This is a genomic window from Gemmobacter nectariphilus DSM 15620 (assembly GCF_000429765.1).
Taxonomy (GTDB): Bacteria; Pseudomonadota; Alphaproteobacteria; order Rhodobacterales; family Rhodobacteraceae; genus Wagnerdoeblera; species Wagnerdoeblera nectariphila.
The window spans coordinates 172,549-189,354 of the sequence record NZ_KE386949.1 but is presented as its reverse complement, the minus strand read 5'-3'; the positions used below and the strand labels follow the sequence as shown (position 1 = coordinate 189,354).

Here is a 16,806-nt window from a genome sequence, read left to right as displayed (position 1 = left end):
CCCTGGGGCGAATGGCCCGATTCCGGTCAAAATTCGGCCAGACTCCGGGGCCACCTGTCAGACTGCCGCCGGTCCCTTCGTTCGATCGCGGCCTGTCCGTGTCCGAGGTGCTGCGATGTCTGTTTCATGTGCTCCATGCCGGCTTTTCTGTTGGCGGTTGGCGCGTCTTAACCTGTTGCCGCGATAGTCGCTGCGGCAGGCACTCACTTCGTTTTCGTTTGTAATCAGGAATTCGGCATCATGGCCACCGCGCAGCAGCTTCAGATCGACACCACCGCCAATGCGCTGGACATGGCGCAGGAAATGTTCGGCTCTGGCATCCAGATCGTCAGCGCCTCGTTTCAAGGCGATGCGGTGCAGTCCGGTATTTATACCGATGCGCTAAGCACAATTCCCGGCCTGTCCTCGACCGACTCGGGCGTCATCCTGTCGACCGGCAACGTCCAGAGCTTTGCGCCCTATACCTCTGGGGGGACGAACACCAATCAGGCGGCCAATACCTCGACCGATACGGCGGGCGGGGTGAATGGCGATGCCCAGTTGAACGCGCTGGCCGGGGGGAACACCTTTGACGGCGCGATCTTCAACGCGACCTTCGTGCCCGATGGCAACTGGATCACGCTGCAGTTCGTCTTTTCGTCCGAGGAATATCTGGAATATGTCTCTGGCGGCTACAACGATGCCTTTGGCGTCTGGGTCAACGGGGTCTATGCCCCTGTCACCGTCCTGAACGGCGGGGTTGCCGCCATCGACACGGTGAACACCACCCAGAATTCCAACCTGTTCCTGAACAATCCCGCCAGTGCCGATACCTACAATTCCGAAATGGACGGTCTGACGCGGGTGCTGACCGTCAAGGCCCCGGTGACCGCCGGGGCTGAAAACACGATCAAGATCGCCATCGCCGATGCTGGTGATGCCACCTACGATTCCAACGTGCTGATCATGGGGGATTCGATCCAGTCGGTCACCATCGCCTTCGAGGACGAGGTGAACATGACCATCAACAGCACGCGCACCATCGACGTGCTGCACAACGATACCGATGTGACCGGCGAAGGGCTGACGATCACCCATATCAACGGCACGGCGATTGTTGCGGGGGACACGGTCACGCTGCCGTCGGGCGACAAGGTGACGCTGAACGCCGATGGCTCGCTGACCATCCAGTCCGACGGCGACATGGGCACCGATGTCTTTACCTATACCGTCGTCAATTCCATTGGCGTCAGTGATGTGGGCTTTGTCACGCTCAACACCGTCTCGGGGCTTGGCCCAGACGGGATCGTCCAGGGCACCACGGGCGACGATGTGATCGACATGACCTATGCCTCGGACCCCGATGGGGACCGGGTGGACAACAACGATGCGCTGGGGGTCGGCGGCACCACGGGCGATGGGGATTACATCGTCGCCATGGGCGGCAACGATCTGGTGACCGGCAGTCTGGGCGCCGATCTGGTCTATGGCGGCAGCGGCAACGACACGCTGTCGGGCGGCGCCGGCAACGACATGCTGATGGGCGACAGCGGCGACGATGTGCTGATCGGCGGGGGTGGCAATGACACCCTGTCGGGCGGCGCCGATGCTGACCGTTTTGACCTGGCGGACGGGTTCGGCAACGATCTGATCCTGGGCGGCGAGGCTGCGAGCGAGACCTCGGACACTGACGTGATCGACGCCACTGCGCTGGGCGGCAGTGTGTCGGTCACCTTCACCGGGAACGAGGCGGGCACGCTGACCGATGGCACCAGCACCGCCACCTTCTCGGAAATCGAGGAGATCCGGCTGGGCGATGCGGGCAACACGCTGGATGCCTCGGCCACCGATTCGGGGGTGCAGGTGTGGTCGGGGGCGGGACATGATGCGCTGACCGGGGGCTTGGGCAACGACACGCTGCTGGGCGGCGCGGGCGCCGATACCCTGGCCGGGGGCGCGGGCGATGACCTGCTGGCCCTGGGCACGGCCGATGGTGCCCAGGACACGGTGATCGTCGCCGATGGCGGCGGCAGCGATATCCTGACCGGGTTCGAGGCGCCGGTCGCCAATGGCGATGGCACCTATACTGCGGGCGATCTGCTGGATGTGGCCGGGCTGACCGATGCCGATGGCCATCCGGTGAACGTGCATGACGTGATGGTCGGCGCCCAGAACGGCAACGCGGTGCTGACCTTCCCCGATGGCACCAGCCTGACCCTGATCGGCGTTGCGCCGCCCGCATCGGACCAGCTGGGCTGGCTGGAGGCGATGGGCATTCCCGCGGGCGGCCCGGTCGATGGCGCCGCAACGGCCGAGGTGATGGGTCCGGGCTATACCGATGCCGAGGGCGACCAGATCGACGGCAGCGATGGCGACAATGACGTGATCTATGGCAACGGCGGGGCCGATACCATCGACGCGGGGCAGGGCGACGATCTGGTCTATGGCGGCGATGCGGGCGACCGGATCAGCGGCAATGCAGGCAACGACACTCTTTATGGCGATGCCGGTGCCGATACCCTGGCGGGCGGCGCGGGGGATGATGCGATCCATGGCGGCGACGGCGCCGATGTCGTGACCGTCACGGTCAACGACGGGGCCGACACCGTCACCGGCGGCGAGGGCGGCACCGATTTCGACGTTCTGGATGCCTCGGGCGTGGCGGATGCGGTCACGGTCAGCTTCTCGGGGGACGAGGCCGGGACGCTGACAACCACCGGCACCACCGTGACCTTCTCGGAAATCGAGGGCGTCGCCCTGGGCGCTGGCAACGATACGGTGGACGGCTCGGCCACCACCTCGGGCTTTGCGGCCGATGGCAGAGCGGGGGGCGACGGGCTGACGGGCGGGGCGGGCGACGATACGCTGACCGGCGGCGATGGCAACGATACCATGACCGGCGGGGCCGGCGCCGATCTGATGTCGGGCGGCGATGGCGATGACTGGTTCGTGCTGTCCGACGATTTCGGCAATGACACGATCACCGGGGGCGAAACCGGCGAGGTGAACGAGGATTGGGTCGATGCCCGCCATATCACCGCCGACACCACGCTGACCTTCACGACCAGCGAATCCGGCACGCTGACCGATGGCGCCAGCACCATGACCTTTGCCGAGGTCGAAAGGTTCGGCCTTGGCACCGGCAATGATGTGGTGGATGGCCGCGCCGCGCTGAACGGGGTGCGCGTCCATTCGGGCAGCGGCGATGACACGCTGTTGGGCGGGATCGGGAACGACACGTTCATCGGCGGGATCGGGTCCGACCTGCACGATGGCGGCGGCGGCAACGACTTCATGGATCTGGGCACCGGCGGTCTGCATGGCGACGGCGCGTCGGACACGATCGTGCTCAAGAACGATTACGGGCAGGCCTGGGTCGCGAATTTCGAGGCGCCGGTCGACAATGGCGATGGCACCTATACCGGGGTCGATCTGCTGGATGTCTCGCAGCTTTACGATGCGGGCGGCGCGCGGGTGAACACCGGCGACGTCACGGTCAGCGATACCAACGGCGACGGGACCGGCCATGCGGTGCTGACCTTCCCCGATGGCACGCGGGTCACCTTGCAGAACGTGCCGGTGTCGGCGGTCAGTTCGGTCGATCAGCTGATGGCGATGGGCATTCCGGGACCCGACCATGTGGTCGAGGGCACGGCTGGGGACGATCTGATCGACAGCACCTATACCGGCGATCCCGAAGGCGACCGGGTGGATGCGGGCGACGCGGCCGACGGCTCGGACGATGATCTGATCGAGGCGGGGGCGGGCAATGATACCGCGCTTGCCGGCCTTGGCGATGATACCGTCCTGGGCGAGGCGGGCGACGATGCGATCGACGGCGGCGACGGCCACGATCTGCTGTATGGCGGCGATGGCGACGACAGCCTCAAGGGCGGCGCCGGCAACGACACGATCCGCGCCGACGCTGGCGATGACAGCGTCTATGGCGGTCTGGGCGATGACAATCTCTATGGTTTCACCGGCAACGACCTTGTCGATGGGGGCGAGGGCAATGATTACATCAACACCCGCGCCGAGCCTGGCGTCGGCGTGCCAGACCGGGGCTACACCGGCCTTTACCCGGCCGACACCGACCCGTTCAACGACCGTGACACGGTCTATGGCGGGGCGGGCAATGACACGATCCTGACCGGCGATGACAACGATCTGATCTATGGCGGCGACGGGGCCGACAGCATCGACGCGGGCTTTGATGACGATACGGTCCATGGCGATGATGGCAACGATACCATCCTTGGCAACGAGGGGCAGGATCTTGTCTATGGCGGCGCGGGCGATGACCTCATCTATGGCGGGCTGACGGCGGGCGACCTGAACGAGGTCAATGTGCCCGACGCAACCGACCTGCGGCCCGACAACAACACTGACACGCTGTTTGGCGGCCTTGGCAACGATACGATCTACGGCATGGACGATGCCGACAAGCTGGTCGGGGACGAAGGCAACGACCAGCTGTATGGCGGGATCGACAATGACAGCCTGTTCGGCGGCGATGGGGCTGACCTGTTGTCGGGCGATCAGGGCGATGATCTGCTGGACGGCGGGGCCGATGCCGATGCGCTGTTCGGGGGCGAAGGCCGCGACACGCTGGCGGGTGGGGCTGGCGATGACACGCTGGAGGGCGGGTTTGGCAGCGATGATCTGCGCATCACTGATACTGGCGGGGCCGATGCCATCACCGGGGGCGAGGATCCGGACGGCGCCGACTGGGATACCCTGGACCTTACGGCCGTCACCAGCGCGACGACCGTCAGCTATTCGGGGGCCGAGGCTGGCACGCTGACCCATGGATCGGGCAGCGCCAGCTTTGACCAGATCGAGCGGCTGACGCTGGGGTCCGGCAACGACAGCGTCACGGCACCCGGCGACGCGGGGCCGCTGAGCGTGTCGGGCGGCGATGGCACCGATACCTTGCTGGTCAATGGCGCGGCGGTGGACCCGGCGAACGTGTCCATCACGGATACGGCCAGCGGCACCTTCAGCCCTTCGGGCGGCGGGGCGGCGGTCAGTTTCGGCCCGGCCACCGGCACGCGGCTCAGCGATATTCTGGCGGGCGGGCAGGGCGGCACCGTCGCGATCAGCGGCGGCTCGCTGTCTGGCAGTATCGGGGATGTCGATTTCGATGCCTTCGAGAAGATCACCTTCTCGCTGGCGCCCACCATTGTGCCCTGTTTCGTGCGCGGCACCCGGATCAAGACCGACCGGGGCGAGATCGCCGTCGAGCAACTGGCCCAAGGCGACCGCGTGCTGACGCTGGACAACGGCTATCAGCCGATCCGCTGGATCGGGTGCGCCCGCCGCCTGGCGCAAGGGCGTCTGGCGCCGGTGTGCATTCGTGCGGGGGCCCTGGGGAATGAACGCGACCTTCTGGTCTCGCCCCAGCACCGGATGTTGCTGCGCGGCTGGCAGGCCAGCCTGATGTTCGGCGAGGCCGAGGTGCTGGTCGCGGCCAAGGCGCTGATCAACGACCGCACGATCCTGCGCCAGGAGGGCGGCGAGGTCGATTATTTCCACCTGCTGTTCGACCAGCACCAGATCGTCTTTGCCGAAGGCGCCCCCAGCGAAAGTTTCCATCCGGGGCGCGAGGGGCTGCGCGGGCTGGATGCGGCAACGCGGGCCGAACTGCTGGAGCTGTTCCCCGAACTGGCCAGCGAAGGCGCCGAAGACTACGGGTCCGCGGCCCGGCTGTCGCTGCGCGATTACGAAGGCCGGCTGCTGGCGCGGGCGCTGTCACTGGCGGCATGAACCGCCAGCCGCGTCACGGGATCGGGGTGATGGCAAAGCCCCGGCCCGCCAGCAGCGCCAGAACGCCGGTGTCCCCCGGCAGATGCAGCGCGCCAAAGGCGGCTAGAATCGGGCCATGGCGCGCGGCATCCTCCAGCACCGGCAACCAGCTGCGGTTGCGGCGCGTCACCAGCACATCGACCATCAGGTCGAACTGGCGCGTCAGATCCGCCCGGTCGGCACCCGGCTCGGCCAGCGCGCGTTCCAGCGTGAAATCCCACAGCAATTGCGAGCGCCCGGCGAAATAGGCATTGGCCAGCGTCACGGTCATGTCCTCGGGCCGGTCCGCCATGACCAGGGCGGCGCGCACCATATCCAGCTCGCCCTCGGGCGGCAGATCGCCGAACATGCGAAACAGCGTGTCAAAGGGCTCCAGGGCGCGGATCGGCAGGCCGCGGGCCTGCGCCTCGGCGATCAGGCGGTGATCCAGCCCCACCTCGCCCCGCCGCACCCCGTCGACCGCGCAAGCCGGGATCCCCAGCATCATCGCCACATACCACGGCCGCAGCCGCGAGGTGATGACCGTCGGCACCCCGCGCGCGCGCATCTCGGCTGCCACCGATTGCCAGTCGGCCTCGTCCAGCATCTCGGGCAGCGTCGGTCCTTGCGTGCGCATCATGAAATCGGGGCGCTGCGCGACCTCGGACTTGAGCCGCGCCTCTTCCTCGGGGCCCGCCTCGACCAGAAGCGCGGCAGCGCTGGACAGCAGCGGCCGGACCTTCGCCAGCATCGCCTCGTGGCGCGGATCGGGCAGGTGATAGGTGCCGACCAGAAAGATCGTCTCGGCCCCGCGTGTCGCCCGCCACAGGTTGCCGCGCGCATAGGGGCGCGCATCGACCGCCGCCTCCAGCCGGGCCCGCGTGTCCGCAGGCAGGGCGGCGATCAGATCCGCGCCATGGCACAGCGCAAGGCCGGGCGACGCGAAAAACACCCAGGATACAAGGGCGGACAACAACTTGAAAAGACGCATGACAGGCTCCTGACGCGGGCGGACCATCGCACGGCGTCCGGGCGGGACCAACCGGATTCTCTGCCGCGCCGGTGTTGACAGCGTGCCGAGTCTTGCCTAGATCACGGCCATTAGCACTCGGATCTGATGAGTGCTAACGAGACGCATCACGCTGAACTCAAGGGAGTGTTCACAGATGGCATTCAAACCGCTGCATGACCGTGTGCTGGTCAAACGCGTCCAGAGCGACGAAAAGACCAAGGGCGGCCTGATCATCCCCGATACCGCCAAGGAAAAGCCCGCCGAGGGTGAAATCGTTGCGGTCGGCGAAGGCGCCCGCAAGGATTCGGGCGAACTGATCGCGATGTCGGTCAAGGCCGGCGACCGCGTCCTGTTCGGCAAATGGTCGGGCACCGAGGTCACGCTGGACGGCCAGGAACTGCTGATCATGAAGGAAAGCGACATCCTCGGCATCATCGCCTGAGTCGAACGTCGCTCCATCACGAAACCAGATTTGAGGAGATAGCAGCATGTCTGCCAAGGAAGTCCGCTTCGATACCGATGCCCGCGACCGTATGCTCAAGGGTGTCAACATCCTCGCCGATGCGGTGAAGGTGACCCTGGGCCCGAAAGGCCGCAACGTGGTGATCGAGAAATCGTTCGGCGCCCCGCGCATCACCAAGGACGGCGTGTCGGTCGCCAAGGAAATCGAGCTCTCGGACAAGTTCGAGAACATGGGCGCGCAGCTGGTGAAAGAAGTCGCCGCCCGCACCAATGACGAAGCCGGTGACGGCACCACCACCGCGACCGTTCTGGCCCAGGCCATCGTGCGCGAAGGCCTGAAGTCGGTGGCCGCCGGCCTCAACCCGATGGACCTCAAGCGCGGGATCGACCTTGCGACCGCCAAGGTCGTCGAAGCGATCAAGGCTGCCTCGCGCCCGGTCAAGGACTCGGACGAAGTCGCTCAGGTCGGCACCATCTCGGCCAACGGCGAAGCCACCATCGGCCGCTTCATCGCTGACGCGATGCAGAAAGTTGGCAACGAGGGTGTGATCACCGTCGAAGAAAACAAGGGGATGGAGACCGAGGTCGAAGTCGTCGAAGGCATGCAGTTCGACCGCGGCTACCTGTCGCCCTACTTCGTGACCAACGCCGACAAGATGATCGCCGATCTGGAAGACGCCTTCATCCTGCTGCACGAAAAGAAACTGTCGTCGCTGCAGCCGATGGTCCCGCTGCTGGAAGCCGTGATCCAGTCGCAGCGCCCGCTGGTGATCGTGGCCGAAGACGTCGAAGGCGAGGCTCTGGCCACGCTGGTCGTCAACAAGCTGCGTGGCGGCCTGAAGATCGCGGCCGTCAAGGCTCCGGGCTTCGGTGATCGCCGCAAGGCCATGCTGCAGGACCTCGCGATCCTGACCGGCGGCCAGGTCATCTCGGACGATCTGGGCATGAAGCTGGAAAACGTCACCCTCGACATGCTGGGCAAGGCGAAGAAGGTCTCGATCCGCAAGGACGACACTACCATCGTCGACGGCGCTGGCGACAAGGCCGAGATCGAAGCCCGCGTGGCCCAGATCCGCGCCCAGATCGAGGAAACCACCTCGGACTACGACCGTGAAAAGCTGCAAGAGCGCGTGGCCAAACTGGCTGGCGGCGTTGCGGTGATCCGCGTCGGCGGCATGACCGAAGTCGAAGTCAAAGAGCGCAAGGACCGCGTGGATGACGCCCTGAACGCGACCCGTGCGGCCGTGCAGGAAGGCGTGATCGTCGGTGGCGGCGTCGCTCTGGTCCAGGCCGGCAAGGCGCTGGAAGGCCTGAAAGGCGCGAACTCGGATCAGGATGTCGGGATCGCCATCGTCCGCCGCGCGCTGGAAGCCCCGGTTCGCCAGATCGCCGAGAACTCGGGCGTCGACGGCTCGGTCGTCGCGGGCAAGATCCGCGAATCGTCCAGCACCTCGTTCGGCTTCAACGCCCAGACCGAGGAATACGGCGACATGTTCTCGTTCGGCGTGATCGACCCGGCGAAAGTGACCCGCACCGCGCTGGAAAACGCGGCTTCGGTTGCCTCGCTGCTGATCACCACCGAAGCGATGATCGCCGACAAGCCCGAGCCGAAATCGGCAGCCCCGGCAATGCCCGGCGGCGGCATGGGCGGCATGGACTTCTGATCGGGCCGACAGGTCAGGGAAAGGGCGCCTCCGGGCGCCCTTTTTCATTGCCCGCACGCTGGGGCGTGGATCGGCCAGCGCGGGTATCTTTCATTTCGCCTTGATCCAAATATCCTCGGGGGTGAATGGCCCGGGACGGGCCAGAGGGGGCAGAAGGCCCCCTTCCACCTGCCCAGACGTTCCGCAAACGGAAAGGGAAAAGGGGGCTGTCAGCCCCCTCTTGGCCTTGCGGCCAATTCACCCCCGAGGATATTTGGATCAAGGCGAAAGAAGGCGGCCCGTTCGATACTATTGTGCCGTCACGATATAGGTCGCGTAGCTGGCCAGCAGCAGGGCGCCGACGCCGCGGCCGATCACCGGGCGCCACAGCAGCAGGGCGGCCAGCGCCAGCGTTGCCGCCAGCAGAGCCGGCAGATCGAAGGTCAGGAAGCGCGGATCGACTGGAATGGGCGAGATCATCGCCGTGATGCCCAGAATGCCCAGCACGTTGAAGATGTTCGACCCGACGATATTGCCGACCGCAATGTCCGAATGCCGTTTCAGTGCGGCAGCGAACGAGGTCGCGAGCTCGGGCAGCGAGGTGCCGATGGCGACGATGGTCAGGCCGATGAACGCCTCGGAGACGCCGAAGCTGCGCGCGATGTTTACCGAGCCGTCGACAAGGAACCGGGCGCCGGCCAGCAGGGCGGCAAAGCCGAAGGCCAGCCAGAGCAGCGATTTCCACATCGGTGCGGCGGCCTGCGCAGGTTCCGCCTCTGCGGCGCCTTGCGAATTGCGGTAGGAGGTGACCAGATAGACCAGCAGCCCGGCAAACAGCAGCGCGCCTGCAATGCGTCCGACCTCGCCCAGCCAGAACAGCGGCACCAGCGCGAGGGTTGCCCCCAGCATGAAGCCGATATCCACGCGCAGCGCTGCCCCATTGACGCGGATCGGCCAGATCAGCGCCGAGATCCCGGCGATCAGCAGGATGTTCCCGATGTTCGATCCGACGATATTGCCGACTGCCAGCGCCGGGGCGCCGCCAAGCGCCGCCTGCGCCGAAACCAGCAGCTCTGGCATCGAGGTGCCAAAGCCCACCACCGTCAGGCCGATCAACAGCGGCGGCATGGCCAGTTTTTGCGCGACCCCGACCGCGCCGCGCACCAGTGCATCTCCGCCAAGGAACAGGCCCAGCAGCCCGATGGCGACAAAGATATAGTCCAAGTTCAGTCCTTTCCTGTCGGTTCGTGGTGGCGCCGTTGCCGCCAGCCCGTCCAGCGCCGATGCCACAGGGACAGCCGCCTGCGGCCGCGGATCAGCAAGGAGCTGACCATCGGGCGCAACAGCGGCAGATCCATCGCCAGCAAGATCAGCCCCAGCGGCAGCATCCAGATCCCCAGCACGGGCAGGAACGACAGTAACCCGCCAGCCACCAGCGCCAGCCCCAGCGGCAGGCGCACCAGCGCCCAGCGGCGGCGTTGAAGCCCGATCAGGAACGGGCGCAGCACCGGGATCCGTCCGGTCAGGGCGCGGATTTGCCGGTCCAGCCGCAGGCGCTGGCGGTCAGCCATGGCGGAATCGGGGGCGAAAGGCGGGCATCGGTCGTCCTTTGTCGGGCGGGCAAGGATCGCCCGGCGGTCCGACATCACGACACCATGTCGTCAGAGGGGCCCGGTCCGCCCTTGGCAGGTGGGGCGCGAGGGCGCAGCTTGCAAGGGGGCAGGTCCGGGCGCCGGCCTCAGGCAGCCAGCGCGACCATGTGGTTGTCCCATTGCGGGCCGCCGCTGCTGGCGGGCTGCAGCCCCGCATCCGTCACATGCCACAGCGCGCCCGAGCCGTCCGAGGCCAGAAAGCCGCTCCCGCTGGCCGCAACGCCGCAAATATCGGCGCGGCGGTGGGTGGCGACGGGCTGGCCGGCCGTGTCGAACAGCATCACCACCCCGCCCCGGGGCGAGGTGATGGCGATCCGCGTATCGGTCGCGGCGATGGACCCGGCATAGCCTTGCATGGCGAACATTGCCGCATCGCCCGGCGGGCACAGCACGGGCGCATTGCCCGGCTGCCAGATGCCCAGCTGGGGGACCGGACCTGCCGGATCGCCTTCCCATTGCATGGCAAAGGCGACGCCGCCGGGCACCAGCGCCAGATGCCGGATCGAGTTCTGGTGCAGACCCGCCAGTTCCGCCTGATCCAGCAGCGCGCCATCCGGGCCGATCAGCGACAGGTTGGGCCGCATGTCCGGCACATTCAGCTTGGTGCGGTCGCGCGGATCGGTGGCGATGCCGCCATTCGCGACCATCAGCGCGCCCGAGGGCATCCGCCGGATCTCGTGCGGGCCAATCCCGCCCGAGGACCATTCGCCGATCCGCGTATAGCTGGTGGCATCCCACAGGCCGATCCGGCCTTCGGAGGTCTCGGCGACCACCTCGGACGTCATCAGCAGCCCGCCATCGGCGGTAAATGCGCCATGGCCGTTGAACTGGTTCGCATCCGGCGGGGTCAGGCGGTGGTGCCCCGCGCCGGTGCGGCAGTCGATCACCAGCGCATAGGTGCCGGGGCGGCGGGCAAACGCCACGGCCTCGGGGCGGATCGGGTGGGCGGCGGCGGCATGGCCGCGCGCGGGCAGGGGCAGGGCGAACAGGGTGCTGCCGTTCTCGTCCAGCCCGTGCAGCACATATCCCTCGCCCCGTTTGCCGGCCGACAGATAGGCGGGAGTGCCTGCATCGGCCCAGCTGGGTTTGGGCATGGCGGCGGCGGCAAGGCCGGCCAGGAAAATGCGGCGCGTGGTCATCGGTCAGTCCCCGTCAAGCGCATTGAAGCCAAGGCCCACGCCCAATGTGGGCGCGATCTCCGACAGGATCGCGGCGCGGGCCTCGCGGATGGCATTTTGCAGGATTTCGACCTTCAGGCGGCCTTGCGCGGTGGCAACGCTGCCCAGGGTGGGGTCGTCCAGCCGATCGACCAGGGCAAGGGCCCTGGCAAAGGCGGCCTCGGTCTGCGGCGCTTCGGGGTGCAGATCCAGCGCCATGTCGCGGCTGGCCTTCAGCACTTCGACGACATTGCGCAGCGACCGGCCGCTGGCGCGCGCTTCGGCCCGTTCGGGGCGGGGCTGGTCAAAGGTGCCCATCGGGCGGCCAAGGCGCTGATCTGCGGTGAATTCCAGCGCGCTGGCAAGCTGTGTCAGCAGCGCCTGCGCGGCTTCTAGATCGGTCAGATAGGTGGTGTTGCCCGGCCCGCCCGGATAGGCCAGCTTGTCGGAAAACGCCGGCCAGTCGGCATTCACCCCGGCGGCCATGCGGGCAAGGTCATGGGTGGTCGCGCGGATCAGCGGGCAAGGATCGGCGGGCAGCGCCGCATCGGGGAACAGAAGCCGCTCCAGCCCGGAAAACCCGCGCGCGGCAACAGAGTGTTCTGCGAACCGCTCGGGGTCCAGCGCGGCCGGATCGCCGGTCAGCAGTGCCCGCTGCGCCTTGGCCCCCAGCGCCTTGGGATCGGGCCAGAAGGCAATGGCCAGCGCGCGGCCATCATCCTCGACCGGGCCGATGCGGATTTGCGCGACATGCAGCCAGGCATCCCAGGCGGTATCGAAGGCGGGTTTCAGACCCTCGCACGACGCTTGCGCCGCAGTATCCAGATCGGCCGTGGCGGCGGCAAAAGTCTGATAACCCTTGCCGATCCGGGCCAGCGCCTCGGGCACGCCGGCGTGCAGGGGCGTGGCGCTGAGCAGGGCGGCGGCAAGGATCCAGCGCATCAAAGGCTCTCCAGAAAGGCGATCAGGGCATCGCGGTCAGCAGCGGGCAGGGCGATCACGCCATCGCGGGCGGCCTCGGCCTCGCCGCCGTGCCAAAGGACAGCCTCGAGCACCGACCGCGCGCGGCCATCGTGCAGGAAATAATTGTGGCCGGAAACCAGTTTCGTCAGCCCGATGCCCCAAAGCGGCGGGGTTTTCCATTCGCGGCCTGTCGCGCGGCCTTCGGGGCGGTTGTCGGCCAGGCCCGGCCCCATATCGTGCAGCAGCAGATCGGTATAGGGCCAGATCAGCTGAAAGCTTTGCTCCGGCTGGCCGTCCAGACGGTGGGTCACATGTTTCGGCGTGTGGCAGGACTGGCAGTTCAGGCTGTGGAACACCTCTTTGCCCTGCAGAACCTGCGGATCGTCCACGCGGCGCCGTTCGGGCACCGCAAGGTTGCGCGCGTAAAAGGTGACCAGATCAAGGCTTTTGCCATCCACCTCCAGCCCGTCGCGGATGCCGGGTTCCTGCCCGTCCGGGGCGCTGCGGCAGGCGGCCTCGGCAGGGGTGCAATCGCCCCAGGGGTCGGGGTGCAGCACGGTCGACAGGCCCATATCGCCGGAAAAGGCCGCCGCCGATTGTTCCCTCACCGTCGGCGCGCCGCCCTTGAGGCCGAAGCGACCCAGCATCGGCACGCCGAATTCGACGGATGGCACGATCTGCGGCCGGCCCGAGATGCCATCGCCATCGCGGTCGTCCGGGTCGGCCAGCGCCAGGATGTCGGCGGCGGGGATTGCCTCGAGCAGGCCAAGGCCGATCATCTGCGGCGCCACGCGCGGGGACAGCATCAGATCGGGATGCGGCGCGCCATAGGCAGGGTCGGAAAACGCATAGGTCGGGGCGCGCAGCGACACCGTGGTGCCATCGGCAAGCGTGACCGGCTGTTCGGTATAGGACACGTCCATCCGGCCCTCGGCGGCATGGCCGGCGGCGGCCAGATCCTGCAATTGCCCGCCATAGATCGGGTCGGGCAGGGTGGCCAGCCAGCCTTCGATGTCTTCGGGCGTGCCGCCGGGGATCGACAGGCGCAGGAACATCGACACCCGTCCATCATCGGGCCCCTCGGGCGGATGGCCGCGACCGTCCTTGATGTGGCAATCCTGACAGGCGCGCGCATTGTAAAACGGCCCCAGCCCGTCCGAGGCCAGCGTCGATGACGGCGAGGCGACCCAGGCCTTGCGAAACAGCGCATTGCCCAGCTTGAAATCCATCTCGCGGGCAAAGGGCATGTTGCCCGACAGCTGCGAAAACGCATCGGCATTGCGCCGGGCGCGCACGGTTGCGGCGCCGCCGGGGTGGGTTTCGAACGGCTCGGGCTTCGAGAAATCCGTCGGCGGCGCCAGTATCGCCGCGATGCGGGCGGTTTCCTCGGCGGTGCGGGGGATGACGGCAAGGTGCCGGTCGTCCAGCGCCTGCGCGTTGGCAGGGATCAGGGCGGCGGCGGCGAAAAGCAGGGGGCGAAGAAGCATGGCTGCCTCCTTTCGCCCTTTCTATCGCGCCATTTTCCGACAAATTCAATCGGAAAAACGCGGGCCGCGATGCGCCGTCTCGGCCCGCGCGGTCGCCTTATTCGGCTTCGTTCGCGGGCAGGGCGTTCAGCATCGAATACCGCTCGTCGCCCAGCTTTTCCCACAGGCCCAGCTGGGTTTCCAGAAAGTCGATGTGGCCTTCCTCGTCGGCGAGCAGCTCGTCGAACAGGGCGCGGCTGACATAATCGCCCGCCTTGTCGCAATATTCCCGCGCCTCGATATACAGCTTGCGGGCATCGTGTTCGGCGGCCAGATCAGCCTCGAGCGTTTCCTTGACGTTCTGGCCGATGCGCAGCGAATCCAGCTTTTGCAGGTTCGGATGGCCTTCAAGAAAGATGATCCGCGCGATCAGCTTGTCGGCGTGGTGCATTTCCTCGATCGATTCGACGCGTGACTTGGCGGCCAAGCGGCCAAGGCCCCAGTCCTCTTGCAGGCGGAAATGCAGCCAATACTGGCTGACCGCCGTCAGTTCCGATCGCAAGGCGGCGTTCAGAAATTCGATGACCTTCTTGTCGCCCTTCATGGCGGCCTCCTTCGATGCTGGCAGGTGACGGACTGGAGAGATAACGACGGTAGGGCCGCCCGGTTCCCCTGTCCATGGAATTGAGGAGTTTTCTAGAATGATTCTAAACCCGGCAGAACCGCCTTGTCACGCGCGGCCACGGCGAACCGCGGCAGGCCGCAGGACGGGTGGCCGTTCCGGGGCGCCCGGAACGCCGAAGCCCTCGCACCTGCGCATCGTGTCCAGGAACAGCGGCATGCACCCCCCGCAATCGGCGCGCTTTCCCAGCGCGTGATAGATCTTGCCGGGTGTGATGATCGTGTCGGGATCGGCTGCGCGCATCCAGCCTACTGCGGCGCGGATGTCATGATCCGAGATGGACTGGCAATGGCAGACGATCATCTCGGCCTCACTTGAATACGGCGCCAGGGTTGTCGAGGCTTTCGGACCCCTCGAACGCGATCTTGGACAGACCCAGTGTGGCAACCGCCCGCTCGATCGCGCCGGTCTGTTTGACCAGCGCATCGACGGCGCCCATGATCAGCGCCTCGCCCTGGGCATTGCCGGGCTCGAGCATCATGTCATAGGCCAGGCCGCCCTCGGCCGCCGTGACAATGGCCTTGAGCGCCTTGACCGAGGCATCGAGATCGCCCTTCAGTTCGGCATCGACCCCGGCATCGCGGGCCGCGACCAGATCGGACAGCGAGGGGCCGGACACGATGCTGCCATCGACCCGCGTATAGCGACCCAGGTAGACGTTGCGAATGCCAAGGCCGTCGTAATAGTGGCTGTTGTGGGTGTTGTCGGAAAAGCAGTCATGCTCTTCCTCGGGGTCGTTCAGCATCAGGCCCAGCTTCATCCGCTCGCCCGCCTGTTCGCCATAGGACAGGCTGCCCATCCCGGTCAGCATGGTCAGAAGGCCGGCCTGCGGATCGGCCAGCACGGCATCGCGCCCTTCGCCACCCTTGGCCCAGGCGGCGGCCATGTCCTCGAGGTCGCGGACCAGAAGGTCGGTGGCGGCCTTCAGATAGGCGGCGCGGCGATCGCAGTTGCCATGGGTGCAGGCATCGCCCGCCGCGTAATCGGTATAGGGACGGTTGCCGGCGCCCGGTCCGGTGCCGTTCAGATCCTGCCCCCACAGCAGGAATTCGATGGCGTGATAGCCGCTGGCGACATTCGCCTCGATCCCGTCGGCTTCGTGCAAGATGCCCGAGATGAAATCGGGGGTGATCTCGGTCGCGTCGATCTCGACCCCGGACAGGGTGAATTTCGGCGTGGCGATCACGTTCAGCGCGGCCAGGTCGTTTTCCTCGTTGGTCGCGGTATCGGGGGCGACATAGTCGATCAGCCCTTCATCCAGCGGCCAGGAATTCACCCGGCCTTCCCAGTCATCGACGATGGCATTGCCAAAGCGGAACACCTCGGTCTGCTGATAGGGCACGCGCGCGGCGATCCAGGCGGTGCGGGCGGCGGCCAGCGTGGAGTCGGACGGGGCGGCGATCAGCGCGGCGACGGCGGCCTGCAGCGCCTGCGCGGTGGTCAGGCTGTCGCCATAGGCGGCCGCCGCGATGTCGGCATAGGTGGTGACGACCGCCGCCGGGTCTGCGGCCATCAGCGGCGTTGCGGTCAGGGCCGAGGTGGCAAGGGCAGCGGCAAGCAGGCGTTTCATCGGTTTGGTTCCTGAGGGGTCATTTGGTCAGGATCAGCTTGCCCGCACGCGTGATGCGCAGCGCGTAGGTCTGATCGTTCAGCCGGATATGGGCCAGCGTCCCGCCCTGGGTCAGCGCCGTTGCCTCATGGACCGGCGGTGCGGCCTGGGGCGTTTCCTGTGCGGGGGCTTGTCCTGAGTGCGTCATCGGTAGGGCCGGGTCCAGCGGTTCGGGTGAGGCGGAAAATCCGACAAAAAATATCAACTGTAAAGCCTGATTTTTTATATCGGAATTATTGGCCTTGCCTGAACCTTGGGGCCCGGCGATCCAGGCTGTCCGGGAAAACCACCTCAAGCCCATGGGCGCGCACCGCCGTTCCGCGGCCCCGCACGCGCTGAAAATGGACGGCAGCCTGATGAAACCTTCGTGTATCTGCGTGCCGCCACTTGATAATTC

At 66.6% G+C, this 16,806-nt stretch carries 13 protein-coding genes; 3 read left to right on the top strand and 10 right to left on the bottom strand.

What is annotated here, in order from left to right:
• Positions 1 to 240: 240 nt before the first annotated feature.
• The gene (locus tag G481_RS0119595; protein WP_028031497.1) at positions 241 to 5,745 is read left to right on the top strand and encodes a Hint domain-containing protein; all 5,505 of its coding nucleotides are present in this window, start codon (positions 241 to 243) and stop codon (positions 5,743 to 5,745) included.
• 13 nt (positions 5,746 to 5,758) lie between these two features.
• Here the strand turns inward: G481_RS0119595 and G481_RS0119590 are convergent, their stop codons facing one another.
• Positions 5,759 to 6,754, bottom strand: coding sequence for a TraB/GumN family protein (locus G481_RS0119590; protein WP_028031496.1), 996 nt, complete (start codon positions 6,752 to 6,754; stop codon positions 5,759 to 5,761).
• Between the two features lie 175 nt (positions 6,755 to 6,929).
• Here G481_RS0119590 and groES point away from each other — a divergent pair, with 175 nt between their 5' ends.
• Both groES and groL read left to right on the top strand, forming a co-directional pair.
• Entirely contained in the window at positions 6,930 to 7,217 is a 288-nt protein-coding gene (gene groES / locus G481_RS0119585) for a co-chaperone GroES (protein ID WP_028031495.1), read from the top strand.
• Positions 7,218 to 7,263: 46 nt separating this feature from the next.
• On the top strand, positions 7,264 to 8,901 hold the full coding sequence (groL, locus tag G481_RS0119580; protein WP_028031494.1) for a chaperonin GroEL: 1,638 nt from the start codon (positions 7,264 to 7,266) through the stop codon (positions 8,899 to 8,901).
• 288 nt (positions 8,902 to 9,189) lie between these two features.
• On the opposite strand, the gene G481_RS0119575 is transcribed toward groL, so the two are convergent.
• From G481_RS0119575 to hemP, 9 genes are all read right to left on the bottom strand, one after another.
• A complete protein-coding gene (locus G481_RS0119575; RefSeq protein WP_028031493.1) occupies positions 9,190 to 10,104 on the bottom strand; it encodes a calcium/sodium antiporter in 915 nt (304 codons plus the stop codon).
• A gap of 2 nt (positions 10,105 to 10,106) precedes the next feature.
• A complete protein-coding gene (locus G481_RS24690; RefSeq protein ID WP_035026975.1) occupies positions 10,107 to 10,451 on the bottom strand; it encodes a hypothetical protein in 345 nt (114 codons plus the stop codon).
• Between the two features lie 167 nt (positions 10,452 to 10,618).
• Positions 10,619 to 11,671, bottom strand: a complete 1,053-nt coding sequence (locus G481_RS0119565; protein ID WP_028031492.1) for a DUF1513 domain-containing protein — start codon at positions 11,669 to 11,671, stop codon at positions 10,619 to 10,621.
• Positions 11,672 to 11,674: 3 nt separating this feature from the next.
• The gene (locus tag G481_RS0119560) at positions 11,675 to 12,631 is read right to left on the bottom strand and encodes an imelysin family protein (protein WP_028031491.1); all 957 of its coding nucleotides are present in this window, start codon (positions 12,629 to 12,631) and stop codon (positions 11,675 to 11,677) included.
• Positions 12,631 to 14,139, bottom strand: coding sequence for a di-heme oxidoreductase family protein (locus tag G481_RS0119555; protein ID WP_028031490.1), 1,509 nt, complete (start codon positions 14,137 to 14,139; stop codon positions 12,631 to 12,633). Before G481_RS0119555 ends, G481_RS0119560 begins: the two co-directional genes overlap by 1 nt.
• Before the next feature lie 97 nt (positions 14,140 to 14,236).
• Positions 14,237 to 14,722 carry a bacterioferritin gene (gene bfr, locus G481_RS0119550; protein WP_028031489.1) on the bottom strand — a complete coding sequence of 162 codons (486 nt, stop codon included), beginning with the start codon at positions 14,720 to 14,722 and terminating at the stop codon, positions 14,237 to 14,239.
• Positions 14,723 to 14,848: 126 nt separating this feature from the next.
• Positions 14,849 to 15,103 carry a (2Fe-2S)-binding protein gene (locus G481_RS24685; RefSeq protein ID WP_051294667.1) on the bottom strand — a complete coding sequence of 85 codons (255 nt, stop codon included), beginning with the start codon at positions 15,101 to 15,103 and terminating at the stop codon, positions 14,849 to 14,851.
• Between the two features lie 7 nt (positions 15,104 to 15,110).
• A complete protein-coding gene (locus tag G481_RS0119540; protein WP_028031488.1) occupies positions 15,111 to 16,370 on the bottom strand; it encodes an imelysin family protein in 1,260 nt (419 codons plus the stop codon).
• Between the two features lie 19 nt (positions 16,371 to 16,389).
• Positions 16,390 to 16,557 (bottom strand): hemin uptake protein HemP, encoded by a 168-nt coding sequence (gene hemP / locus G481_RS25750; protein WP_084451137.1) that lies wholly within the window; start codon positions 16,555 to 16,557, stop codon positions 16,390 to 16,392.
• Positions 16,558 to 16,806: the final 249 nt, after the last annotated feature.